The sequence below is a fragment of the Sphingomonas abietis genome, assembly GCF_027625475.1.
Lineage (GTDB): Bacteria > Pseudomonadota > Alphaproteobacteria > Sphingomonadales > Sphingomonadaceae > Solisphingomonas > Solisphingomonas abietis.
On the sequence record NZ_CP115174.1, the window covers coordinates 1,667,945 to 1,689,901 of the forward strand.

The following is a 21,957-nucleotide window of genomic DNA, read 5'->3' on the forward strand; positions in this document are numbered from 1 at the left end:
CCGGCGTCAGCCAGCCATGCTGGAAAACACGCCATCCCGACGGATCAGGCCATGGAACAGGGCGGCGCCGAGATGGCCGAGGATCAGCAGGAAGAAGGCATAAGCGAGCAACCCATGGGTGAAGCGCAGCCAGCCATAGACGACGATATCGTGCGGCAGGATCGGGAACAGCGTGAAGCCCTTCCACAGGATGATCGGGTAGCCGCCTGCCGATTGCATCGCCCAGCCGATCAGCGGCATGGCGATCATCAGCGTATAGAGCAGGTAATGCGATCCCTTGGCCGCGGCGACCTGGATGGCGGGCAGATCGGCAGGAAGCGGCGGCGCGCGGTGGGTCAACCGCACCGCGAGGCGGACCAGTGCGAGGATCAGGATCGCCAGCCCGATCGGCCGATGCCATGCGAGCAGTTCGGGATAGCGATCGGTCGTGGTCGAGATCATCCCGGCGCCGATCAGCAGCATCGCGAGGATCAGCGCGGCCATCAGCCAGTGCAGGATGCGGGCGGGCAATGCGAAGCGGTTCGGGCTCATCGTGCGCCCTCCTGGCTCTTGGCTGGGGATTCGGCCTTGGTGATCGCGTCGGGTCGCGGCCCTTCGATCGCGCGCCTGCGGAACGAGGCCGAATAGACGGCGGAACGCGCCGCGAGGATCGGATCGTCGGAACCGGATACGCCCTTCGGCAGGATCAGCGGGTCGTAATTATAGTCGCGGCAGCCGCCGGTTTCCTCGGTGGCGGCATGATCCAGTATCAGCGTCCCGACATCGACCTGACGGTGCGGCCCGGTCCAGCGGACGGTGGCATTGTCGGTGCGGTCGCCCGAATTGGCGAGGACGACGACCATGTGCCATTTGAGCGGTGCCTTCTGCATCCGCGCCAGCAGATCGTCGAACAGGAAGTTCGTCGGCTGCTGGTCGAGCGTCGCCTTGTCGAGCGCGGCGAACGGCGTTTCCGGCTCGAACTGCCAGCGCACGAAACGGCTCTGCCCCTGCGCATTGGCGAAGCGGAAGGCGTCGATGCTGTAATAGGTGCCGTTGGCGAAGCTGGAGGGCAGCGGCGCCGTCTTCATATAGTCCATGAATTGCCGGGTTTCCGGATGCGCCGCGACGAACGCCTTCATCCTGTCCGGATCGGGCTTGCCGGTCTTCGGGTCGGGAATGGCGGCTTGCTGGAGCGCCAGGAAGTCGGCCGGGTTGGAGACGATGAAGATCGGCGTGTGATCGATCGCCATCCGCCACTCCTCGCCATGGGGCAGCGCGAAGCGCAGGCCGAGCGCATGGAAGACATTGCGGCCGTCGCTTGCCGACGGGTCGCCGCCGCCGGTCGAGAAGCGGCCGATCACCGGCACCGATCCTGCCGGAAACAGCGCCGCGCGGGACAGGGCGACGCCAGCCCCATTCGCGTCGAAATGCCCGCTGACGCACAGCCCCTTGGCATGGGCACGGCGAAAGCCGGGGTAGATCTTGCCATTGGCGGTCTGAAGCGAGTCGGCGACGCCGCTGCCGCTGATCCGGGCCGGGGACAGGAACCCGCCCACCCAGGCGAACACTGCCACCACCGCCGCGAGAATGGCGGCGATGACGGCCAATCGGGGTAGGGTTCGGATCGGTGTCGTCATGCGTCATTCTCCCGGCGATCGATAGGCTCGTCGTGGCTCTTCGTCGCGAGCCGGCAGATCGTTACGGATGATGGCTGATTGTCGGGAGGGAATGCAATCTCCCGCTGAAGCCTCATGCGCCCGGAACCGCGGCCGCCACGCCTTATCCCTCGCGCGCCACCTGGAAGCCGGCGAAGGACTGGCTCACCGGCATGAGCTCCAGTCGATTGATGTTCAGGTGCGGCGGCAATTGCGCGATCCACAGCATCGTCGCGGCGATGTCGTCTCCGGTCATCGGGTTGGCCCCCTTGTAGAGCGTATCCGATGCGCCCTGATCGCCGCCGGTACGGACGACCGTGAATTCGGTTTCGACCATGCCCGGCTCGATCGAGGTGACGCGCACGCCTGTTCCGTGCAGATCGGATCGCAGCCCGAGCGAGAATTGCTCCACGAACGCCTTGGTGCCGCCATAGACGTTGCCGCCAGCGTAGGGGTAGGTCGCCGCCACCGAGGAGAGGTTGATGATCGCGCCCTTGCGCTCGATCAGGCGGGGCAGAACCTTGTGGGTGAGCGAGACCAGCGCCGTCACATTGGTGTCGATCATCGTCTTCCACTGCGCGACATCGGCCTGCTGCGCGGGCTTGGTGCCCAATGCCAGCCCGGCGTTGTTGATCAGCAGATCGATGGCGCGGAAATCCTCGGGCAGCGCGTCCAGCGCCGCGTCGCGGGCGGCTTCGTCGCGCACATCGAAGGCTGCGCCATGGACCTTGCCGGCATCTACGGATGCGACCAGCGCGTCGAGGCGATCGCGGCGGCGACCGGTCGCGATCACGCGCCAGCCGGCGCCTGCGAAGGCATGGACGGCGGCTTCGCCGATGCCGGCGGTGGCGCCGGTGATGAGGACAGTCTTCGTCATGCATATCTCCTGGTCGAGATCATCCCCGGCGACGGCGACGATCGATCCGGTGATGTTAGGCCGTTTCATCGGGCGCAAGGAAGAGGTTGGGGCCAAATGGTGCGCAACCGAGATATGATGTGCGACCAGGTCGCGCCCGTTCATCGCGCCCGTTCATCGTGGGGCCGTGCGTCACCGTGCCTCCCGCCGCCCGCGATGCTGAAAGGACATGATCGGGCCATTGGCAAAATGCCGTCGCGGGCCGACAACAGGCGATGGAAGACCGTGTTCGGAGACTCTTTTCATGACGATCATCAAGATTCTGGGTTTGACTGCCGGCCTGTGCGCGCTGGGCGCGGCTCCCGCCTTGGCCAAGGACATCGTCGTGCAGATGAAGAATCAGGGTGCTGCGGGCATCATGGTGTTCGAGCCGGCCTATGTGCAGGCATCGGTCGGCGATATCGTTCATTTCGTGCCCACGGATCCCGGCCATAATGCCGAAGCGATTCCCGGCATGGTGCCGGCCGGTGCGGACGTCCCGCCCGGAGTGATGAACAAGGCCTATGTCCTCACCCTGTCCAAGCCCGGCCTCTATGGGATCAAGTGCAAGCCCCATTTCTCGATGGGCATGGTCGCGCTGGTGAAGGTGGGGAAGGGCAGCGCTCCCAACGCCGCCGCCGCTGCCGCCGTGAAGCTGCCGCCGCTCGCCGCCAGGCGGATGACGCCGATGCTCGCCAACGCTGGCTGACGCAGCGCCGGCGTTCCCGATCTACCCGACTGGCGCGCGCTGGTATCGCGCGCGCCACCGGGATCATATCATCGGGTTCACGCCGCCGGCATCGCGGCCATCCAGATCGCCATCGCCACCATCATGATATTCTCGATCAGCGACACGGCGCCGAGCGGCACGTTGCTGTCGCCCCCGACGCACGCGCAGCGGATGTCCCGCCGATCGACATAGACTGCCTTGATGACCGAAACGGCGCCGACTCCGCCGATGAACAGCGCGATCGGGATGGAGAGCCAGCGGCCCCGGCCGGCGATCATCAACAGGCCGGCGAGGCCCTCGGCGAAGGGATAGAGGGTGGCATAGGGCACCCAGCGCCGGGCCAGCAGATCATAGCCCAGGAACATGCTGGAAAAGCGCGAGACGTTCTGGAGCTTGAGGATCGCGAGCACGCACATGCTGAAGGCGATGAACCATTCGCCCGCTCGGATCGTCAGCGGGGTGCCATAAGCGGCGATGCTGGCCGCAAGCGCCATCAACGCGGTCATCGCGAAAACCGCGATCACCGGGCGATAGCTGGTCGCCTTGGGATCACGGACGGTCTTGCCGAAATGGCGGCGCAGATCGTCATAGCCGCCGATCCGCCGGCCGCCGATGAAGATTTGCGGCGTCGTCTTCACATCCTGTGCGGCCTTGAAATCGTCGGTTTCGGCGCGGGTGCGCAGATGATGGTCGTCGACTGCATAACCCTGCCGGCGAAGCAGATGCAGTGCCTTGAGCCCGAACGGGCAGACATGATCGGGCATCACCATGCGATAGAGGGTGGCCTGTCTGGCCGATTGGGTCGCCATCATGTCTCTCCGGGATTGCCTGCGATCTGCGCCGTCCCTTATGCCGTCCGTACCATGATACGGAGTCAAGCGATGGGAACGGTGACGATCGGAAAGCTGGCCAGGCTGGCCGGCGTCGGGGTCGAGACCGTGCGCTATTATCAACGGCGTGGCCTGCTTGCGCTACCGGATCGACCGGCCGCCGGGACCGGCGCGGGCATCCGGCGCTACGAGGAGGAGGATATCGGTCGCCTCCGCTTCATTCGTTCGGCCCAGGCTGCGGGGTTCACGCTCGATCAGATCGGCGAGTTGTTGGCGCTCGACGCCGGGCAGGATCGGCAGGCGGCGCACCGCCTGGCCAGCGCGCGCGTCGCCGAACTGGACAGCAAGATCGCGGACATGCAGGCGGCACGTGCGGCGCTCGTCGGGCTCGTCATGGCGTGCGAGAATCAGCCGGACGGGCCTTGCCCGATCATTCAGGCGTTCGGCTGACCGAACGATGTGAAATTGGTCATGACGGTGATTTCATATTTCGTTGGGGGAATCGCGCCGAGCGGCTATGCGAGCGCCATGACCACCGCCGAACATTACCGCGCACAGGCAGCCGCCCAGCGCGCGCTCGCAGCCAAGTCCGATCTTGCCAACCGTCGTGCGATGCACGAGCGGTCCGCCGCCATGTGGGACGAGATGGCCCAGTCGGCCGAGGATACGATCGAGCGTACCCTCGTCAATGCGGCGGCGAAGTCGGCGAGAGCCTGATCCGCCGCTCCGGCATCCGCCGGGGCTTCAGTCTTTCAGCGTCACCCAGACGTCGACCGGGGTGATGAACTTGCCCGGCGCCGGTTTTCCGACATCGACGCGCTGCGCGCTGACGCGTTCGCCCGATTCCAGGACGAAACCCTCGCCGAAACGGGGCATCCTGCCAAACAGGAATTTCTGGATCGGCTCGCCCGTGGCGGCATTCATGATCGTGGCTTTGATACTCATCGCGGCCCGATAGCGAGCGACGGCAGAGCCTGTCGAGTACGGCTGCGGCACGATCTCATTCTATCCCCAGAAATGCGCCATCGGCACATTTCTGGGGATCATCCATGATCGGGATCGTCGTTTTCGTCGTTCAGGAACGAAGCGCCGTCTCGCTGGTGCCGATGGCCTGGCGACCAATGCCGGGATCGTCCGTGAAGAAGCCGTCGATCCCGGCGCGCAGGCAGGCCCTGATCTCCGCGATCGAACCGGCGGGATTGCGTGCGGCCGGGCCCGCCCCGTTCTGGAAATCCGCCGCGAGGAAGTAGTTCTCAGGCCGGAACGTCCACGGCATCACCACCAGGCCGGCGCGATGCGCGTCGGCCGTCACCGGGCTCGGCGCGACCATCTTCTTGTCGGGGCCGAGGGGAATGATCGTCCGCGTATCGGGTGCGAGGATGTCGGCATAGCGCTTGATCTCGGCCAGCCCCGCCGGCTCCATCATCTGCTGGAAGGTGAGCGTGCCGCCGGCCTTCACCACGTCGGCGGGCCGGAGATCCGGCATGACCCCTTCGGTCAGCTGCATCAGCCGGACATTGGCGGGGCGGCCGAGCTTGCTCCGCAGATATTTGAGGTTGGCGATCTCGAAGGACTGGATCACCAGCGGGCAGCGGCGGACATAATCATGCTGCGCGAGCGTGGCGAGGAAGCGGTCCTCCAGCGGCATCCCGATCGACTGGAAATAGGTCGAATGCTTGAGTTCGGGGACGAGGCCGATGGTCCGCCCGCGCGCAAGGCTCAAGGCGGCGGCGAAATCGATCATCTCGTACCAGGTGACGATATCGAACCAGCCGTCCATCGCCGCATTTTGCGGGCGCAGCTGGGGCAGCCGCTCGATCGCCCGCAGGGTCTTCAGCTCGGCGAGCGTGAAGTCCTCCACGAACCAGCCGACCTGCTTCTGGCCATCGACCGTCTTCTCGGTCTTGCGATCCGCAAATTCGGGATGCTTGGCGACGTCGGTGGTCTCGGCGATGTTGTTCTCGTGCCGGATGATCAGCACGCCATCCTTGCTGATCACCAGATCGGGCTCGATGAAGTCGGCGCCGTCCTCCACCGCCTTGGCGTAGGAGGCCAGCGTGTGCTCGGGCCGCAGCGCCGATGCGCCGCGGTGCCCGAAGATCTCGATCCGCTTCGCGGTGGGAACGGCCCGTGCGGCAGTCGATGTCGCGGCGAGCAGGGCGGCGCCTGCTCCCAGCGATTCGCGTCTTGTCAGCTGCATCATCCCGCCCCTCAGAAGCCGAAGCCGATGGTGCCGAACACCTGGCGTGGCGGCAACGGGAAGGCGTTGTAGGTGCCGGATGCGGCGCCGATCGACAGCGTCGATGCCGCCTTCTTGTCGGTCAGGTTGGTGACGTTGATGGCAAGCGTCAGCTGCTTGAGGACGCCGTTGCCGGACATCGGGATGGTCGCCCCGATCCGCGCCGCCATCGTGAAATAGGCCTTCGCCGAGAGATCGTTGGTGTAGGTCGCGTAGCGCTTGCCGATATAGTCGCCGCTCAGCTGCGCGTCGAAGATCCCATAATTGCCGGACACGACGAACTTGTTCAGCCAATCGGGCGATCCGGGCACCTTCTTGCCCTTGGTGAGGACGGTCACCGCCGGCAGGCCGGTCTGGTAATTCTGCTCGTAGCGGGAGTTGTTATACGACACTGCGTCGTAGATCGAGAAGTGGCGGCCGAAGTGCAGCGTGCCGGCGATATCGACACCGTCGGTCTTCACGCTGCCGACATTCTGGAGGACCGCCGCGCCGCTGATGATCGAGGTGATCACCGTGGTCGGGCTCAGCGCCAGCAGCCGGTTCTTGAAGTCGACATGATAATAGCTGATCTGCCCCTCGAAGCCGGTGATCGGCCCGAGATCGAGCGCGCGCTGGGTGCGGGCGCCGGCCTCGTAGGTCCAGCTCGTTTCGGGCTTCACGCTGTTCTTGAAGTCGTCGAACACCTCCTGGCTGCCGAGCGCGAAGGGCGACAGGCCGCTGGACGCGCTGGTCTGGAACTGGCGGACGTTCTTTTGCGCGTTGACGAAGATCTGCTCGTGCGGGGTCGCATCCCACAGCAGGCCGGCCTGCGGCAGGAACGCCTCGCTGGTGTTGATCTTGCCGACGGGCAGCGCGGTCGATCCGGTGAAGGAGCCGGCGATCGGCTGCACCGGCACCTTCTGCGAGGCATCCTGGAAGGTGCTCTTGAAGCCCGCCATCAGGGTCAGCGTCGGCAGCACGTGCCAATTGTCCTGGATGTGGGTCTGATATTCCTCGACGCGGACCTGGCTGCCATATTGCGTGATCTCAGGATCTTCATAGTCGCCGGGCCGGGTGTAGGGCGACGATGGATCATTGGCGTCCAACGCATACCAGCGGCGATAGGAAGACGAGCTCTGATGCTCGTACCAGCCACCGGCCTCGATATGATGGTTGCCGAGATCGGCGGTGAGCGTGGAGATCACGCCTTCGCGATCGATGCGATATTCGGTCGTCCGCGTCGCGAGGCCGGAGCCGCCGAACTGGGTGCTGAGCTGGGCCGAGGTCAGCGTCGGGAAATATTTGGCGAACAGGCCGGGCAGGCCGGCGACGTTGATCGGGCCGGCGACAACGCCGACACCATCGTCATGATGGTAATAGGCCTGATTGGACCAGTTGACGCGGTCGCTGATATGCCAGTCATATTTGGCGTAAGCGAGATAGTCGGTCCGCTGGGCATCACTGTAGTAGTTGCGGTAATTCGACCCGGCAGCGGCATAGGCGCCGGATTTGAGATAATTCTCCATGCCCGCGAAGTCCGGGTAGTAGAAGGGCCGCGTATAGGGATAGCTGCCCTGGGTCGCGGTGGTGACGACCGAGGCGTCCTCGTTCGGCTCCGCCTTGTCCGAATAGAGTGCGTACAGGGTCAGCTTGCCGGTGGCGTCGTCATGGACGAACTTGGCGTCCGCCTGATAGCCGCCCTGGTGGCCGTCAAAATCCCAGGCCTTGGCATCCTGCCGCACGCCGGAGACGTAGAAGCTGTTGCCGTTGCCAAAGGTGCCGCTGTCGACGCGGGCATAGGTGCGGAACGTCGAATAGCTGCCGAAGGTCTGCTGGATGGTGGCGCCGCGCTCTGCCTTCGGGTCGCTCGAATAGGTGTCGATCGTGCCGCCGAGATTGCTGGTCGAGGCGGTGCCGAGATCGCCGGCGCCCGATGCCAGCGTCACCCGGCCGACATCCTCCGAGATGATCGCGCGCTGCGGCGAGAGGCCATTGTAATTGCCGTAGGTCTGGTCGCCCAGCGGGATGCCGTCCATCGTGTAGCCGAGCTGGCTCGCCGAGAAGCCGTGGATGAACAGCGAGATGTTCTGCTCGTTATTGCCCCAGGGATCGGCGGTCATGAAGGTCACGCCGGGCAGCGTCTGGATCGCCTTCAACGGGCTGGCGCCGGGCATGATCTTCTGGATTTCGGCGCCCTGGAGCGTCAGGACCGAGCGGGTCCGCCGCGCCGTCACGATGATCCCGCCATTATCGGCCGGAGCAGGGGGGGCCGCTTCGGTGGCGGCGTCGCTGGCAGGCGTAGCAACGTCGGTCGCGTTCGCAGCAGCGAGGGGAAGCGTGCAGGCTAGGCACGCGGCGATGGCGATGACGGAACTACGCGAAGCAACCATGGAAACCTCTCAACCGCGGCGAAAGACCGCAGCTGGTCGATAGGCAGCGCGAAGGACATTTCGGTGACACGTGCGTAACGTTTTTGTTACGCAGGCGGAGTGTTGCCGATGCGACAGACCTCGTTCTGGAGGCTGTGCCGTACAGACAGGCGGGACGGCCCAGCCCCTGCGGAACTGGGCCGTCGGGGTAGATCAGGCGGCGATCAGCGCACCTTCGTCCACGGGCAGGCGGATGAGATAATCGAACGCCGAGAGGGCGGCCTTCGAGCCCTCACCCATGGCGATGATGATCTGCTTGAAGGGCACGGTCGTCACGTCGCCGGCGGCAAAGATGCCGGGGCGAGAGGTCTCGCCGCGATGATCGATCTCGATCTCGCCGCGCGGGGTCAGCGCGATCGAGTCCTTCAGCCATTCGGTGTTGGGGACCAGCCCGATCTGCACGAAGATGCCTTCGAGTTCGATCTCGTGCATCGTGTCGTGGTTGCGATCCTTGTAATGGAGGCCGGTCACCTTCTGGCCGTCGCCCGCCACCTCGGTGGTGAGCGCCGACGTGATCACCTTGACGTTGGGCAGGCTCGCCAATTTGCGCTGGAGCACCGCATCGGCGCGCAGGTCGCTGTCATATTCGATCAGCGTGACATGGGCGACCACGCCGGCGAGATCGATCGCCGCCTCGACACCGCTATTACCGCCGCCGATCACCGCGACGCGCTTGCCCTTGAACAGCGGGCCGTCGCAATGCGGGCAGTAGGTGACGCCCTTGTTGCGATAGCTGTCCTCGCCCGGCACGTTCATCTGCCGCCAGCGCGCGCCGGTGGAGAGAATGACGGTGCGGGCCTTGAGCGTGGCGCCGCTTTCCAGCGTTACTTCGTGCAGGCCGCCCTCGGCCTTGGCCGGGACCAGCCTGGTCGCCTTCTGGAGGTTCATCACGTCGACGTCATAGTCGGCGACATGCTGTTCGAGCGCGGTGCCGAGCACCGGGCCTTCGGTATGCTTCACCGAGATGAAATTCTCGATCGACATCGTGTCGAGCACCTGGCCGCCGAAGCGTTCGGCGGCGAGGCCGGTGCGGATGCCCTTGCGGGCGGCATAGATGGCCGACGCCGCGCCGGCGGGGCCACCGCCGACGACGAGCACGTCGAACGGCTCCTTGGCGCTGATCTTCTCGGCGACGCGGGCGGAGGCGCCGGTGTCCAGTTTGGCCAGGATCTGCTCGACGTTCATGCGGCCCTGGCCGAACAATGCGCCGTTCAGGTAGATTGCCGGCACCGACATAATCTGGCGATCGGCCACTTCCTGCTGGAACAGGCCGCCTTCGATCGCGACGTGGCTGATCCGGGGGTTGATGACGCTCATCAGGTTGAGCGCCTGCACGACATCCGGGCAGTTCTGGCAGGTGAGCGAGAAATAGGTCTCGAAGGCATAGTCGCCGTCCAGATCCTTCACCTGCGCGATGACGTCCTGCGCCAGCTTCGACGGATGGCCGCCGACCTGGAGGAGCGCCAGCACCAGCGAGGTGAATTCATGGCCGAGCGGGATACCGGCGAAGCGCACGCCGATATCGCTGCCCTTGCGGCGGATCATGAAGGACGGGCGACGCTTGTCGTCGTCCTGGCGGACCACCGAAACATCGTCGGACAGCGCCGCAATCTCGTCGAGCAGGGACAGCATCTCGCGCGATTTGGGCGAGTCGTCGGCGGACGCGACGAGTTCGATCGGCTGCTTGATATTGGCCAGATAGCCCTTGAGCTGGGTCTGCAGATTCGCGTCGAGCATCATGCTCTCCTTGGGAAAAAATGGCTGTCTTCGCGTCAGGCGTGACCAGGGCTCACGGCTGACGGGAAGGCAGGTCGATCGGAAAGGTGCGGGGCCGGCCGAAACCGGCCCCGCTGATCGTTCAGATCTTGCCGACGAGATCGAGCGACGGGGCGAGGGTGGTTTCGCCCTCTTCCCACTTGGCCGGGCAGACTTCGCCCGGATGCGCTGCGATATACTGCGCCGCCTTCACCTTGCGGAGCAGTTCGACCGCGTTGCGGCCGACGCCCTCGCTGGTGATCTCGACGAGCTGGATCACGCCCTCGGGATCGACGACGAAGGTGCCACGATCGGCGAGGCCCTGGCCCGCGCGCAGGATATCGAAATTGTTCGCAATCACATGGTTCTGATCACCGAGCATGTAATAGTTGATCTTGCCGATCGCCGGCGAGGTGTCATGCCAGGCCTTGTGGCTGAAATGGGTGTCGGTCGAGACCGAGTAGATTTCCACGCCGAGCTTCGAGAAGGTCTCGTAATGATCGGCGAGATCCTCGAGCTCCGTCGGGCAGACGAAGGTGAAATCGGCCGGGTAGAAGAAGAATACGGCCCACTTGCCCTTGGTGTCGGCATCCGTGACGGTGACGAACTGGCCTTCCTTATAGGCCTGGGTTTCGAACGGCTTGATGGTCGATCCGATGAGGGACATGTCTGCTCCGATTGGCTGGTGAGGGGTGAGACCCCCATCTAGGGATCGCCCCTCGCCAAGGGAAATCGAGAATCGCACTATCTGAGAACGATAATCTCACTCGCACGCGCAGCATGCGAAAGCCGGCCGGGCAAATGCGGTCGATCCGTCAGTCGGGGCGGCTCATGTCCGCGGCGATCGCCGCCAGCGCGAAGGCGACGGCGGCCTCGCTGCGATCGAAGGCGAGCTGGAGCCCTTCGCGATCCTGGCCGATCACCTCTCCCGCGATCGTGCCGGCCTGGGGATGGCGCAGCGTCACCCGCGTGCCGGGATCGAGGCGGGCATGGGTTTCGATCCACGCCCCGGCGCCGGACACTTCGCGGAGCGCAACGGGCATCGGGCGATCGGCGAGCAGCAGGCAGAGCGGGCGGCGCCCCTGTGGCACCAGCCTGTCATCCTTCGCGAGCCAGCTTCTCGATGCCATAAGCCCTCCCATAGCGCGGAGGTCGATCATCGCATCGAAGGCCGAACGAAGGGTTAAGGCGCGACCGGGAAGCAGGCCTGCCCGGCCGAAGCGCAGGCCTTGGCGGCGGCGGCCTTGTCGGCCAGCGGCCCGGCGCGCAGGCGGGTGACGGCACCGGCCTTCTCGTAGATCGGGTGCAGCCCGCCGAGCCGGCCGGCGATCTTGCCCCAAGCGGTCGCAGCGCCCTCCTGCGAGCCATAGGCACCCAGCTGGATCATCCATTTTCCGCCCGAGGAGGCGAGGGCCGGCGTTGCAGCGGCCGACCGCGGTACGGGCGCCGGCTTGGCAGCGGGGGGCGCCTTGGCGGCCGGCGGCACCTTGGCGGGCTTCGCCTGCGCGACGCGCACCGGCGACGGCGAGGCCAGATCGCTCGGCCGGGTCGACACCACCGACGCGGGCGCGGTCAGGCCGGTATCGGCGCCACCGCCCGTCACCAGCTGACGGCCGGTCGGCGGGATCGGGCGGGCGGCCATCTGGCTCGCCAGCTGAAGCCCGTTCTGCCGATCGGTGGGGCTCATATACTGATCCATCTGGCTGAGGCTGGTGGTCGCCTGCGGCAGGCCGGCAGCGGCGGCGCGGGTCATCAGCGCATAGGCCTTGGGCCAGTCCTTGGTGGCGAGGTCGCCGTTGAACAGGGCGGTGCCGAGGACATATTGCGCGCGCGGATCGCCGGCGTCGGCGGCCTTGGTGATCCAGGGCATGGCCGAACGGCGGTCGCCGTCCTGGAACAGCAGCAGGCCGTAATTGGCGGCGCCCTGGATATGGCCGGCCTGGGCGGACTTGCCATACCACATCTTGGCCTGGCCGAGATCGGCGCTGACGCCGCGCCCAAGCTTGTAGGCCTGGGCGAGGTTGAACGCGGCATCGGCATCGCCGGCATCGGCCTGCGGGCGCCAGATCGCGACGGCGCCGCTATAGTCGCCGCGCTGCCAGGCATCGACGCCGTCCTTGACGGTGGCGGCCATCGCGGGCGCCGTGACCATCATCGCCCCCATCATCGCCCCAGCAAAGCGCATAGTCATCCCTTTCTCACTCGATTCCGCCGCATAGCTGCACAGCCGCCCATGGGATATTACGCGTTAACGATAAGTGTTCGGAGATTACAGGGTGATGTTAACTCGATCTTAGCCCTGTCCATGGGATGTCCGCTTCCAATCGGACGTTTGAAGGGCAGGGCATGCGGGTACTCGCTTTGGCATCGCAGAAGGGTGGATCGGGCAAGACGACCCTCTCGGGTCACCTCGCCGTGCAGGCGCAGCGGGCCGGGGCGGGGCCGGTCGTGCTGATCGACATCGATCCGCAGGGGTCGCTCGCCGACTGGTGGAACGAGCGCGAGGCCGATATGCCGGCTTTCGCCCAGACCACCGTGGCACGCCTCTCCGCCGATCTGGAGGTGCTGCGCCAGCAGGGCTTCAAGCTCGCCATCATCGATACCCCGCCGGCGATCACCATGGCGATCCAGAGCGTGATCCAGGTCGCCGAACTGATCGTGATCCCGACTCGCCCGAGCCCGCACGATCTGCGCGCCGTCGGCGCCACCGTCGATCTGTGCGAGCGCTCGGGCAAGCCGCTGCTGTTCGTCGTCAACGGCGCGACCCCCAAGGCGCGGATCACCCATGAAGCGGCGATCGCGCTCAGCCAGCATGGCACGGTGGCACCGATCACCGTCCATCACCGCACCGATTTCGCCGCCTCGATGATCGACGGCCGCACCGTGATGGAGGTCGATCCCAAGGGGCGCTCCGCCAACGAGGTGGTCGAGCTCTGGTCCTACATCTGGGATCGGCTCGAGAAGAATTTCCGTCGCACCGTGTTCACCGCGCCGTCGATCGGCCCGGCGGCGATGGCACCTCGACCCGCCGGCGGCTTCGGCCGTCGCGTGGTCCAGTGAGGGATAGCGGCATGCGTGACAACAAGGCTTTCGCATCGCTCTCGTCGGGCCTGCTGGCCCGCAAGGGACAGGCGCGGCCGGCGATGCGCCCGCAGGGCTATGGCTTCGGCACCGGGTCGGCCGAGGATCTCGGCTGGAACGACATGGGCCATGACGTGCCGCCGCCGGCGCCACGCGCGGTGACGCCCAAGCTGCCGTCCAGCCTTGCCGGCCCGCCGCTCGCGCCAGCTTCGCCGGTCGACACGCCCGTCGAACCGCCGGTGGTGGTGCGCCAGCAGGAAGAGATTGCGCGCGAGTTCGCCGCACCCGCCGAGCCGGTGCTGGTGGAGCCCGTCGTGGCAACGCCGCCCGTCGAGGTCACATCCGTCGTGGCCGCATCCGTAGTGGATGAGGCCGTGGCGGAGACATCTGCTCCGGCAACGCCCGAGCCCAAGACCAAGACCAAGACGACGAAGCCCGCCGGCAAGACCGTCGTGACGAACAAGGTGGCGCCGAAGGCCGTCGCCCGGCGCAGCGAGGGGCGCAAGGCGGCGTTCACGCTTCGCCTCGATGCGGATCGTCACCTGCGCCTGCGGCTTGCCTGTGCCGTGCAGAACCGCTCGGCCCAGTTGCTCGTCATCGCGGCGCTCGACCAGTTGCTTGAATCTCTGCCCGACGTTGCGCGGCTGGCGGACAGCCTGCCGGCGCAAAATTGATGATTTCCGGGGACCAGGAACGATGAACCGTCAGACACTCGCCCGGCTCGCGACCATGTCGCTGTTGCTCGGCATTTCGACCGTGGCCTGCACCACCGGCGGCGATCATGTCGCCACCATTGCCGATCAGACACCGAAGGCCAAGGAGGTCGCCGCGAAATCCGCCGACAAGGCGCGCGGCGCGCTGGCCGCCCACAAGGGGGTCGCCGCGGTCGATGCGGCCGAGAAGGCGGTGGCGCTCCAGTCTGACAATGCCGGCTACCGGATGCTGCTCGGCCAGTCCTATCTCGCCGCAGGCCGCTTCGCCTCGGCCGAGACGAGCTTCCGCGACTCGCTGACGCTCAACGCCGATCAGCCCAAGGCCAAGTTCAATATGGCGCTGGCCCAGATCGCGCAGGGGCGTGCCGGCGAGGCGCAGGCCATTCTGCATGACCTCAACGGCCAGATCCCCGCCGCCGATCTCGGCCTCGCGCTTGCGCTGTCGGGCGATCGGCAGGCCGCGATCGCGATGCTCACCCAGGTCGTGCGCGATGGCAAATCGGATGCACGAACCCGCCAGAACCTCGCGCTTTCCTTTGCCCTGAACGGCCAGTGGCGGGAAGCACGCGCGGTTGCGATGCAGGATACGCCGGCCAGCCAGATCAATGACCAGATCGGCCGTTGGGCCGAACTCGCCAAGCCGGAAACGGCGGGCACGACCCAGGTCGCCTCCATGCTCGGCGTGAAGCCGGCCAATGATCCGGGCCTGCCGACGGAACTCGCGCTGGCGGGTCCGGCGCCGTCGCAGGCGCCGGTGGCGCTCGCCGCTGCCGATCCGGCACCGGTGCCCGCTCCATCACCGGTCGCGGCGGAAACGGCGGCTGTGACGGTGCCGCTCGACGAGCCGGCCCAGACCGCCGCCCCGGCGGATGCGCCGGCCGCGGCGGTGATGCGCGTCGCCCAGACCTCGGCCACCCGGCGCGCCATCGCACCGCCGACGCTGTTGCGCGCGCCCGAGCAGCCGTTCCGCCGCGCCGTGATGACGGTCCAGCCCAAGCCGGCCTTCCGCTCCAGCGGCTATGTCGTCCAACTCGGCGCCTTCGCCAAGGCCGGTGCGATCCAGGCGGCATGGGAGCGTGCGTCCAAGGCGATGCCGCGCCTCGCCGGCTATGCCCCGGCCCGCGCGCAGCTCAGCCTGTCCGGAGCGTCGCTGGTGCGGCTGTCTGTTTCGGGCTTCGCCGATCGCGCATCGGCGGTGTCGCTGTGCCAGCAGATCCGCACCAAGGGCGGCCAGTGCTTCGTGCGCGCCACTGCCGGCGATGCGCCGCTCCAGTGGGTCAAGCGCGATGCCGGGACGCAGGTCGCCTCGCGCTAACCAGCTTTATCCGAACCAGCTTTCCGACGGGGGGAAAGGCAGGGGCGGTCAGCCGACAGGCTGGCCGCCCTTGATCGTTTTCAGCACGCGGCCCTGCACCGGCAGGCCATCGAACGGCGTGTTGCCGGCGCGCCCCGCGAGCTTCTCGCCGACGATCTTCCAGGGCGTGCCGTCGTCGACGAGGATGATGTCGGCGGGCGCACCGATCGCGATCCGCCCCGCATCCAGCCCGAACAGGCGCGCGGGCGCCCCGGCGACCAGATCGAACAGACGGGCGAGATCGATCACCTCGTCCTTCACCAGCGTCAACGCGAGGGTGAGCAAAGTCTCCGCCCCGGCCATGCCCGGCTCGGCCGAGACATAAGGCAGGCGCTTCGCCTCCGGGCCGCGCGGATCATGGCCCGAGCAGATCAGGTCGACCGTGCCGTCGCGCACCGCTGCGATCGTGGCCTTGCGGTCGTCTTCGGAACGCAGCGGCGGCGACAGCCGGGCAAAGGTCTTGAACGGGCCGATCGCCTGATCGGACAGCAGCAGATGGGCGGGGCTCACTCCGCAGGTGACCCCGACGCCGCGCGCCTTGGCGGCACGCACCAGATCGAAGGCGCGCGCCGTGGAGAGTTGGCGGAAATGGATGCGCGCGCCGGTTTCCTCGGCCAGCATGATGTCGCGCGCCACCGCCATCGCCTCGGCGATCGCAGGGGCCGAGGCGAGGCCGAGCCGGGTCGCCATCTCACCATCGGTGGCGACGGCGCCCTTGGCCAGGATGCCGTCCTCGGCATGGGTGACGACGATCATGTCGAAGGCGGACGCATAAGAGAGCAGCCGGAGCATCAGCCCCGAATCGGCGATCCATTCGCGCCCGGTCGAGACCGCGACTGCGCCGGCGCGCTTCATCAGGCCGATCTCGGCCATTTCGCGTCCGGCCAGCCCGCGGGTCGCGGCGGCGAACGGGACGACGGTGAGTGCATCCTGCGGAAAGGACGCCGCCTGGCGGATCAGCGCGGGGGCATCGAGCGGCGGCGCCTGGTCGGGCATCAGCAGCGTGGTGGTGATGCCGCCGGCGGACGCCGCCTCGGGATCGATCGCGAAGGCGCCGACATCGACGAGGCCGGGCGCGATCAGGGCGCCGCGGGCATCCGCCACCACGTCCGACTTGCGGAAGACGCCATGCTCGATCTCGCCAAAGGCTTCGATCAGACCGTCGCGGATCAGCAGCCCACCTTCGCTGACGGTGCCGGTGGCGGGATCGATGATCCGGCCGTTGCGGATCGCGAGCGTGCCGCTCTTCAGGCCGAGCCGGCTCATGCCCAGCCCTCCACGCCGCGCCGTTGCCGGGTCAGCACGTCGAGGCAGGCCATGCGGACGGCGACGCCCATCTCGACCTGTTCGGTGATCGCGGATTGCCTGATGTCGTCGGCGACGTCGGAGGTGATCTCGATTCCCCGGTTCATCGGGCCGGGGTGCATGACCAGTGCGCCCTTGGTGGCGCGACCCAGCCGTTCGCGGGTGAGGCCGTAGAAATGATGATATTCGCGAGGGCTGGGCACGAACGCCCCGTCCATCCGCTCGAGCTGGAGACGGAGCATCATCACCACCTCGGCGCCTTCCAGCGCGGCGTCGAAATCGGTGTAGGGGGTGACGCCCATCCGCTCGATCGCGGGAGGCAGCAGCGTCGGCGGCGCGACCACGCGGACCTCCGCCCCCATCGTACCGAGCAGCAGGATGTTGGACCGCGCGACCCGGCTGTGCAGCACGTCGCCGCAGATGGTGACGACGGTGCCGTTGATCCGGCCGACGCGGCGGCGGATGGTCAGCGCATCGAGCAGCGCCTGGGTCGGATGCTCGTGCCGCCCGTCGCCGGCGTTGAGCACCGGGCAATCCACCTTGTCGGCGATCAGGCCGACGGCGCCGCTGGCATCGTGGCGGATCACGATCACGTCGGGCTTCATCGCGTTGAGCGTCGCCGTCGTATCGAGCAGGGTCTCGCCCTTCTTCACGCTCGATTGCGCGGCGTGCATATTGACCACGTCCATGCCGAGCCGTTTGCCGGCGATCTCGAAGCTCAGCAGCGTGCGCGTGCTGTTCTCGAAGAAGGCGTTGATCTGGGTGAGGCCGGACAGCCGATCGTCATGCTTGGCGGTGGCGCGATTGAGCGCGATCCACTGCTCCGCCTCGTCGAGCAGAAAGCCGACTTCCCACGGCTGCAAGCCGGCGATTCCGGTGAGATGGCGATGGGGGAAGGGATGGATGCCCTCGGGCAGCGTGAAGTCCGCGGAGGGGGCGTTATCGGACGGTTCGGCGTCGGTCATGCGCGTCCCCTATCGGTGTGACGAGGGGGTGACAAGCACGCGAACTTATTAAGGCGGCGTCAAACTTGACGCCGCCGTTGTATGTTAACATCCTGTAATAGAGTCACCCGCTACGCACACGTTCTGAACGCCACCCATGCCCGCTCCTGGCGATGGGTAAGGAGGCGCAGGGTCGGCTGGATTTGGATTATAACCAACTCCCGGGGACTGACAAGCTCCGCCAGTCATATCGTCAAAACACTCATTTGGCGTACTATAGCCATAACTAGAGAAATTGGCAATGCATCGATTGGCAATTCCCTGGCAGGTCGAAGTACTCAAGCTATCTTGAGCGGTTGCAGGTTCAGAAAGAAATATTGCAAAAAAAGCAGATGTTGCGAGCATCGTGATTCGTGATGTGTGATGCATCACATAAATCCTTCTTCATGGGACCCCTTGCAGAAGGTTTAATTTTATTCGTTCAATGTCAATAAAATTATTTGCCAGTTCTACTGAAGGCATTTTATGATGCATTCGCCATGTTGATGACGGCACTGTGTTTGCGCTCATGAATGCCGCCAAATTGTCTAATTTGCGTTATATTATCGTTGTTTTCCTCTAGAAATTCGCCAGTGCGTCGATCGCGCCCTGAAGAATATAGGCCGCCGCCATCTTGTCGACCACCTCGGCCCGGCGGGCACGGGAGGCATCGGCGGTGAGCAGCGTCCGGGTCACGGCGGCGGTCGACCAGCGCTCGTCCCACAACAGGATCGGCAGTTCCAGCGGCTTGAGGTTGCGCGCGAACGCCCGGATCGCCTGGGTGCGCGGGCTGTCGGTCCCGTCCATGTTGAGCGGCAGGCCGACGACCAAGCCGCGGATCGCCTGGGTGGCGACGATCTTGCGCAGCGCATCCAGATCGGCGCCGAACTTGGTGCGGCGGATGGTTTCGGCCGGCGTCGCGATTGTCCACTGGGAATCGCAATAAGCGAGGCCGATCGTCTTGGTGCCGACGTCGAGGCCGGCCAGTCGACCGGCCTGGGGCAGGCCTTCGCGAAATTCGGGGGTCGAGGCGGTGATCATCGGTGATGCTTTTCCATGGCGTCGAGCCGGCGGGCGGCATCGGCGCGGATATTGGCCCAGAACAGGGCATAGTCGAAGACGTGGAAGTTGTTGCCGGGCAATACCGCCCGGCCGAAATCGGCAGGCGGGGGGCCGATCAGCAGCAGCCCGGCCGGATCGCAGCGGGCGGGGACGAGGTGCGGCGTGAGCGTCGCGCTCTTGTAGCCGTCGTTCGGCTTGAGCGCGCCGAGATTGGCGGATGCGGGGGCCGCGCCATCCCGCGTGCCGGTCAGCGGATTGACGCAGAGCGCCGGCGTGTGGGCGCGAGGCTGGCCGGTGAAGCCGATCCCGGCATCATAGCGGAGCCGAAGCTGCGCGGCATCGGCGGGCTCTGCGTAGCTTTCCCAGCTCAGGATGCAGCCATGCTGGTCCGGCCTATCGCAGGCGGGCAGGCCGAGCGCCGGCAGGTCGGTGGCCACCGAAACCGGCCAGCCGACCGCATAGACGGCGAGGATCCGCCGCCTCAGTCGCCTGTCGCCGGCCACCTTGTCGTGCAGCAGGTGGAGCAGGTGGTAGCTGCCCTGGCTGTGCCCCGCGAGGATGATCGGGGCGTCCGGCGGCGCCTGGTTCAGGAAAGCGTCGAACGCCCGCGCGACGTCCGAATAAGCGAGCTGCAGGGCCTTGGCGGAATCGGGCTTGGTGGTGAGGAACGCGCCCACCGTCGCCTGCCGATAGCGCGGCGCCCAGACGCGGGCGACGTTGCTGAACGTCGAGACCTCGGTCGGCACCAGCACATGGGCGCGCCGGTCCATCTCCTGGTCGTCGATCGGCGCGTTCCAGTGGGCACGGCTCAGATAGGTGGTCGGCGGCACGAAGAAGACCACCGCTTTGGTCCGCGCGGTGCCGGGCACGCCGGGGGGCAGCCAGTCGGCCGGATCGTCGGGCGTGCCGGGTCGTGACAACCAGGCGCCGGGTTCGCTGTAATCGGGGGCGCCGGCTTCCGGCGGCGTGGAAAAGGAGATGGTCGGCACGAACGTCCAGCGCATCACCGTTTCGGGAAACAGCGTCCAGACGATGCCCGCTCCCAGGATCAGGACGATGATCGCGACGATGACGTAGAGGAAGCGGCGTGCGGCCATGAGCGGCAGGGCTTAAGGGGCGGGCCTCGTTCGGGCAAGGCGCTTGAAGTGTAGGATTGCGGATGATAGCCGCGCTGCATGTCAGTAGACCTCGCCACCGTCCGCAAGATCGCCGGCCTCGCCCGCATCGCCATGAACGATGCGGAAGCGGAGGCGCTGGTGCCCGAACTCAACAAGATCCTCGGCATGGTCGAGCAACTGGGCGAGGTCGATACCTCGGGCGTCGAGCCGCTCGCCGCCGTCATCCCCAACCATCTGCGCCTGCGCGACGACGTCGTCACCCATGACGCGACCGGCGGCGGCATCCGCGATGCCGTGCTCAAGAACGCCCCGCAGGCCGAACATGGCTTCTTCGCCGTTCCCAAGGTGATCGAATAATGTCCGCCGACCTGACCGACCTCGGTATCGCTGCCATCCGCGACGGCGTGGCCGCCGGCACCTTCTCCGCCCGCGAAGTGGCGACGGCGTTCAACGCCGCCGTGGAGCAGGGCCGCCCGCTCAACGCCTGGCTGGTCGAGACGCCGGAGCTGGCGCTGGCCGCCGCCGACACGGCCGATGCCGCCAGGGTGTCCGGCGATCTCAAGCCGCTTTCCGGCGTGCCGCTCGGCATCAAGGATCTGTTCGCGACCAAGGGTGTCGAGACCACTGCGGCTTCGAGCATCCTCAAGGGCTTCGTGCCGGAATATGAGTCGACCGTCTCCGGCAAGCTGTTCGCGGCCGGCGCCGGGATGCTCGGCAAGCTCAACCTCGACCAGTTCGCGATGGGCTCGTCCAACGAGACCTCGGCATTCGGCAATGTGATCTCGCCTTGGAAGCGCAACGATGGCGGCAATGCCTCGCTGGCACCGGGCGGCTCGTCGGGCGGATCCTCCTCGGCGGTCTCGGCGCGGATGGCGCCGGGCGCGACCGGCACCGACACCGGCGGCTCGATCCGCCAGCCCGCCGCCTTCACCGGCATCTCGGGCATCAAGCCGACCTATGGCCGCTGCTCGCGCTGGGGTGTCGTCGCCTTCGCATCCTCGCTCGATCAGGCCGGGCCGATGGCGCGCGACGTGCGCGACTGCGCGATCATGCTCGAGGCGATGTCGGGCTTCGACGCCAAGGACGCCACCTCGCTGGATATCCCCGTGCCCGCTTGGGAAAAAGGATTGTCGGGCGATCTCAAGGGCAAGAAGGTCGGCGTTCCGAAGGAATATCGGGTCGACAACATGCCGCCCGAGATCGAGGCGCTGTGGCAGCAGGGCATCGACTTCGTGAAGGATGCCGGCGCCGAGATCGTCGAGGTCTCGCTGCCGCACACCAAATATGCGCTGCCGACCTATTACATCATCGCGCCGGCGGAGGCCTCCTCCAACCTCGCACGCTATGACGGCGTGCGCTACGGCCTGCGCGATCTGCCGGACGGCGCCAACCTCCAGCAGATGTACGCCGCGACCCGCGCCGAGGGCTTCGGTGCCGAGGTCAAGCGCCGCATCATGATCGGCACCTATGTGCTTTCGGCCGGCTTCTACGACGCCTATTTCACCCAGGCGCAGAAGGTGCGCTCGCTGATCGTGCGTGATTTCGAGCAGGCCTTTGCCCAGTGCGACGTGCTGCTGACGCCGACCGCGCCGTCCGCCGCCTTCGGTCTCGGCGAGAAATCGGACGATCCGATCGCCATGTATCTGAACGACGTCTTCACCGTGCCCTCGTCGCTGGCCGGCCTGCCGGCGATGTCGGTGCCGGGCGGGCTGGACGGGCAGGGGCTGCCGCTGGGCCTGCAGATCATCGGCCGTCCGCTCGACGAGCAAGGCGTGCTGAACGCCGCTCTGGCGATCGAGGAGCGGGCTGGCTTCACGGCGCGTCCGAAGGTCTGGTGGTAGGCGACGGCG

23 protein-coding genes are annotated in these 21,957 nt (G+C 66.4%); 8 read left to right on the forward strand and 15 right to left on the reverse strand.

From position 1 onward, the window contains the following. Window positions 1-6 precede the first annotated feature (6 nt). From PBT88_RS08115 to PBT88_RS08125, 3 genes are all read right to left on the reverse strand, one after another. Window positions 7-531 carry a cytochrome b gene (locus PBT88_RS08115; protein ID WP_270078691.1) on the reverse strand — a complete coding sequence of 175 codons (525 nt, stop codon included), beginning with the start codon at window positions 529-531 and terminating at the stop codon, window positions 7-9. After that, window positions 528-1,616 (reverse strand): catalase family peroxidase, encoded by a 1,089-nt coding sequence (locus tag PBT88_RS08120; protein WP_270078692.1) that lies wholly within the window; start codon window positions 1,614-1,616, stop codon window positions 528-530. The genes PBT88_RS08115 and PBT88_RS08120 overlap by 4 nt, the downstream gene beginning before the upstream one ends. Before the next feature lie 142 nt (window positions 1,617-1,758). After that, window positions 1,759-2,511: an SDR family NAD(P)-dependent oxidoreductase gene (locus PBT88_RS08125; RefSeq protein WP_270078693.1), complete on the reverse strand. Its 753-nt coding sequence runs from the start codon at window positions 2,509-2,511 to the stop codon at window positions 1,759-1,761. Window positions 2,512-2,794: 283 nt separating this feature from the next. On the opposite strand from PBT88_RS08125, the gene PBT88_RS08130 reads away from it, so the two are divergent. After that, window positions 2,795-3,238, forward strand: a complete 444-nt coding sequence (locus tag PBT88_RS08130) for a pseudoazurin (protein WP_270078694.1) — start codon at window positions 2,795-2,797, stop codon at window positions 3,236-3,238. A 77-nt stretch (window positions 3,239-3,315) separates the two neighbouring features. Here the strand turns inward: PBT88_RS08130 and PBT88_RS08135 are convergent, their stop codons facing one another. After that, window positions 3,316-4,068: a glutaredoxin gene (locus PBT88_RS08135; protein WP_270078695.1), complete on the reverse strand. Its 753-nt coding sequence runs from the start codon at window positions 4,066-4,068 to the stop codon at window positions 3,316-3,318. 54 nt (window positions 4,069-4,122) lie between these two features. Here PBT88_RS08135 and PBT88_RS08140 point away from each other — a divergent pair, with 54 nt between their 5' ends. Beyond that, complete coding sequence (locus PBT88_RS08140) at window positions 4,123-4,539, forward strand: MerR family transcriptional regulator (protein WP_270078696.1); 417 nt, start codon at window positions 4,123-4,125, stop codon at window positions 4,537-4,539. Window positions 4,540-4,617: 78 nt separating this feature from the next. Then, window positions 4,618-4,806: a hypothetical protein gene (locus PBT88_RS08145; protein WP_270078697.1), complete on the forward strand. Its 189-nt coding sequence runs from the start codon at window positions 4,618-4,620 to the stop codon at window positions 4,804-4,806. Window positions 4,807-4,833: 27 nt separating this feature from the next. Here PBT88_RS08145 and PBT88_RS08150 read toward each other — a convergent pair whose 3' ends face one another. The 7 genes from PBT88_RS08150 to PBT88_RS08180 form a co-directional block, all read right to left on the reverse strand. Beyond that, a complete protein-coding gene (locus tag PBT88_RS08150) occupies window positions 4,834-5,034 on the reverse strand; it encodes a hypothetical protein (RefSeq protein WP_270078698.1) in 201 nt (66 codons plus the stop codon). 130 nt (window positions 5,035-5,164) lie between these two features. Then, window positions 5,165-6,292 carry a glycerophosphodiester phosphodiesterase gene (locus tag PBT88_RS08155; RefSeq protein ID WP_270078699.1) on the reverse strand — a complete coding sequence of 376 codons (1,128 nt, stop codon included), beginning with the start codon at window positions 6,290-6,292 and terminating at the stop codon, window positions 5,165-5,167. An 8-nt stretch (window positions 6,293-6,300) separates the two neighbouring features. Beyond that, window positions 6,301-8,697 (reverse strand): TonB-dependent receptor, encoded by a 2,397-nt coding sequence (locus PBT88_RS08160; RefSeq protein WP_270078700.1) that lies wholly within the window; start codon window positions 8,695-8,697, stop codon window positions 6,301-6,303. Between the two features lie 192 nt (window positions 8,698-8,889). After that, the gene (ahpF, locus tag PBT88_RS08165; protein WP_270078701.1) at window positions 8,890-10,473 is read right to left on the reverse strand and encodes an alkyl hydroperoxide reductase subunit F; all 1,584 of its coding nucleotides are present in this window, start codon (window positions 10,471-10,473) and stop codon (window positions 8,890-8,892) included. Between the two features lie 121 nt (window positions 10,474-10,594). Beyond that, on the reverse strand, window positions 10,595-11,158 hold the full coding sequence (gene ahpC / locus PBT88_RS08170) for an alkyl hydroperoxide reductase subunit C (RefSeq protein ID WP_270078702.1): 564 nt from the start codon (window positions 11,156-11,158) through the stop codon (window positions 10,595-10,597). Between the two features lie 148 nt (window positions 11,159-11,306). Further along, window positions 11,307-11,621 (reverse strand): hypothetical protein, encoded by a 315-nt coding sequence (locus tag PBT88_RS08175; RefSeq protein ID WP_270078703.1) that lies wholly within the window; start codon window positions 11,619-11,621, stop codon window positions 11,307-11,309. A gap of 53 nt (window positions 11,622-11,674) precedes the next feature. Beyond that, the gene (locus PBT88_RS08180; protein WP_270078704.1) at window positions 11,675-12,676 is read right to left on the reverse strand and encodes an SPOR domain-containing protein; all 1,002 of its coding nucleotides are present in this window, start codon (window positions 12,674-12,676) and stop codon (window positions 11,675-11,677) included. Window positions 12,677-12,837: 161 nt separating this feature from the next. Here PBT88_RS08180 and PBT88_RS08185 point away from each other — a divergent pair, with 161 nt between their 5' ends. The 3 genes from PBT88_RS08185 to PBT88_RS08195 are packed head-to-tail and all read left to right on the forward strand — an operon-like array spanning window position 12,838 to window position 15,600. Next, on the forward strand, window positions 12,838-13,551 hold the full coding sequence (locus PBT88_RS08185) for a ParA family protein (RefSeq protein WP_270078705.1): 714 nt from the start codon (window positions 12,838-12,840) through the stop codon (window positions 13,549-13,551). 11 nt (window positions 13,552-13,562) lie between these two features. Then, window positions 13,563-14,246 carry a hypothetical protein gene (locus PBT88_RS08190; protein ID WP_270078706.1) on the forward strand — a complete coding sequence of 228 codons (684 nt, stop codon included), beginning with the start codon at window positions 13,563-13,565 and terminating at the stop codon, window positions 14,244-14,246. A gap of 22 nt (window positions 14,247-14,268) precedes the next feature. Beyond that, complete coding sequence (locus PBT88_RS08195) at window positions 14,269-15,600, forward strand: SPOR domain-containing protein (RefSeq protein ID WP_270078707.1); 1,332 nt, start codon at window positions 14,269-14,271, stop codon at window positions 15,598-15,600. A 48-nt stretch (window positions 15,601-15,648) separates the two neighbouring features. On the opposite strand, the gene PBT88_RS08200 is transcribed toward PBT88_RS08195, so the two are convergent. The 4 genes from PBT88_RS08200 to PBT88_RS08215 form a co-directional block, all read right to left on the reverse strand. Further along, a complete protein-coding gene (locus PBT88_RS08200; RefSeq protein WP_270078708.1) occupies window positions 15,649-16,905 on the reverse strand; it encodes a dihydroorotase in 1,257 nt (418 codons plus the stop codon). Further along, entirely contained in the window at window positions 16,902-17,909 is a 1,008-nt protein-coding gene (locus PBT88_RS08205; protein WP_270078709.1) for an aspartate carbamoyltransferase catalytic subunit, read from the reverse strand. The genes PBT88_RS08200 and PBT88_RS08205 overlap by 4 nt, the downstream gene beginning before the upstream one ends. Before the next feature lie 597 nt (window positions 17,910-18,506). Continuing rightward, the gene (ruvX, locus tag PBT88_RS08210; RefSeq protein WP_270078710.1) at window positions 18,507-18,968 is read right to left on the reverse strand and encodes a Holliday junction resolvase RuvX; all 462 of its coding nucleotides are present in this window, start codon (window positions 18,966-18,968) and stop codon (window positions 18,507-18,509) included. After that, complete coding sequence (locus tag PBT88_RS08215) at window positions 18,965-20,086, reverse strand: DUF3089 domain-containing protein (protein WP_270078711.1); 1,122 nt, start codon at window positions 20,084-20,086, stop codon at window positions 18,965-18,967. Before PBT88_RS08215 ends, ruvX begins: the two co-directional genes overlap by 4 nt. Window positions 20,087-20,164: 78 nt before the next feature. Here PBT88_RS08215 and gatC point away from each other — a divergent pair, with 78 nt between their 5' ends. Both gatC and gatA read left to right on the forward strand, forming a co-directional pair. Then, entirely contained in the window at window positions 20,165-20,464 is a 300-nt protein-coding gene (gatC, locus tag PBT88_RS08220; RefSeq protein WP_270078712.1) for an Asp-tRNA(Asn)/Glu-tRNA(Gln) amidotransferase subunit GatC, read from the forward strand. Then, window positions 20,464-21,948 (forward strand): Asp-tRNA(Asn)/Glu-tRNA(Gln) amidotransferase subunit GatA, encoded by a 1,485-nt coding sequence (gene gatA, locus PBT88_RS08225; RefSeq protein ID WP_270078713.1) that lies wholly within the window; start codon window positions 20,464-20,466, stop codon window positions 21,946-21,948. The genes gatC and gatA overlap by 1 nt, the downstream gene beginning before the upstream one ends. Window positions 21,949-21,957 lie beyond the last annotated feature (9 nt).

Bases quoted from the DNA above. Each gene is read 5' to 3' on its own strand.
- PBT88_RS08125 (WP_270078693.1), bottom strand. From the start codon at position 2,511: ATGACGAAGACTGTCCTCATCACCGGCGCCACCGCCGGCATCGGCGAA.
- PBT88_RS08205 (WP_270078709.1), bottom strand. From the start codon at position 17,909: ATGACCGACGCCGAACCGTCCGATAACGCCCCCTCCGCGGACTTCACG.
- gatC (WP_270078712.1), top strand. From the start codon at position 20,165: ATGTCAGTAGACCTCGCCACCGTCCGCAAGATCGCCGGCCTCGCCCGC.
- PBT88_RS08215 (WP_270078711.1), bottom strand. From the start codon at position 20,086: ATGGCCGCACGCCGCTTCCTCTACGTCATCGTCGCGATCATCGTCCTG.
- PBT88_RS08140 (WP_270078696.1), top strand. From the start codon at position 4,123: ATGATACGGAGTCAAGCGATGGGAACGGTGACGATCGGAAAGCTGGCC.
- PBT88_RS08175 (WP_270078703.1), bottom strand. From the start codon at position 11,621: ATGGCATCGAGAAGCTGGCTCGCGAAGGATGACAGGCTGGTGCCACAG.
- PBT88_RS08195 (WP_270078707.1), top strand. From the start codon at position 14,269: ATGAACCGTCAGACACTCGCCCGGCTCGCGACCATGTCGCTGTTGCTC.
- ruvX (WP_270078710.1), bottom strand. From the start codon at position 18,968: ATGATCACCGCCTCGACCCCCGAATTTCGCGAAGGCCTGCCCCAGGCC.
- PBT88_RS08160 (WP_270078700.1), bottom strand. From the start codon at position 8,697: ATGGTTGCTTCGCGTAGTTCCGTCATCGCCATCGCCGCGTGCCTAGCC.
- PBT88_RS08180 (WP_270078704.1), bottom strand. From the start codon at position 12,676: ATGCGCTTTGCTGGGGCGATGATGGGGGCGATGATGGTCACGGCGCCC.
- PBT88_RS08115 (WP_270078691.1), bottom strand. From the start codon at position 531: ATGAGCCCGAACCGCTTCGCATTGCCCGCCCGCATCCTGCACTGGCTG.
- PBT88_RS08155 (WP_270078699.1), bottom strand. From the start codon at position 6,292: ATGATGCAGCTGACAAGACGCGAATCGCTGGGAGCAGGCGCCGCCCTG.
- ahpF (WP_270078701.1), bottom strand. From the start codon at position 10,473: ATGCTCGACGCGAATCTGCAGACCCAGCTCAAGGGCTATCTGGCCAAT.
- PBT88_RS08185 (WP_270078705.1), top strand. From the start codon at position 12,838: ATGCGGGTACTCGCTTTGGCATCGCAGAAGGGTGGATCGGGCAAGACG.
- PBT88_RS08190 (WP_270078706.1), top strand. From the start codon at position 13,563: ATGCGTGACAACAAGGCTTTCGCATCGCTCTCGTCGGGCCTGCTGGCC.
- PBT88_RS08150 (WP_270078698.1), bottom strand. From the start codon at position 5,034: ATGAGTATCAAAGCCACGATCATGAATGCCGCCACGGGCGAGCCGATC.
- ahpC (WP_270078702.1), bottom strand. From the start codon at position 11,158: ATGTCCCTCATCGGATCGACCATCAAGCCGTTCGAAACCCAGGCCTAT.
- PBT88_RS08130 (WP_270078694.1), top strand. From the start codon at position 2,795: ATGACGATCATCAAGATTCTGGGTTTGACTGCCGGCCTGTGCGCGCTG.
- PBT88_RS08145 (WP_270078697.1), top strand. From the start codon at position 4,618: ATGACCACCGCCGAACATTACCGCGCACAGGCAGCCGCCCAGCGCGCG.
- PBT88_RS08120 (WP_270078692.1), bottom strand. From the start codon at position 1,616: ATGACGACACCGATCCGAACCCTACCCCGATTGGCCGTCATCGCCGCC.
- PBT88_RS08135 (WP_270078695.1), bottom strand. From the start codon at position 4,068: ATGGCGACCCAATCGGCCAGACAGGCCACCCTCTATCGCATGGTGATG.
- gatA (WP_270078713.1), top strand. From the start codon at position 20,464: ATGTCCGCCGACCTGACCGACCTCGGTATCGCTGCCATCCGCGACGGC.
- PBT88_RS08200 (WP_270078708.1), bottom strand. From the start codon at position 16,905: ATGAGCCGGCTCGGCCTGAAGAGCGGCACGCTCGCGATCCGCAACGGC.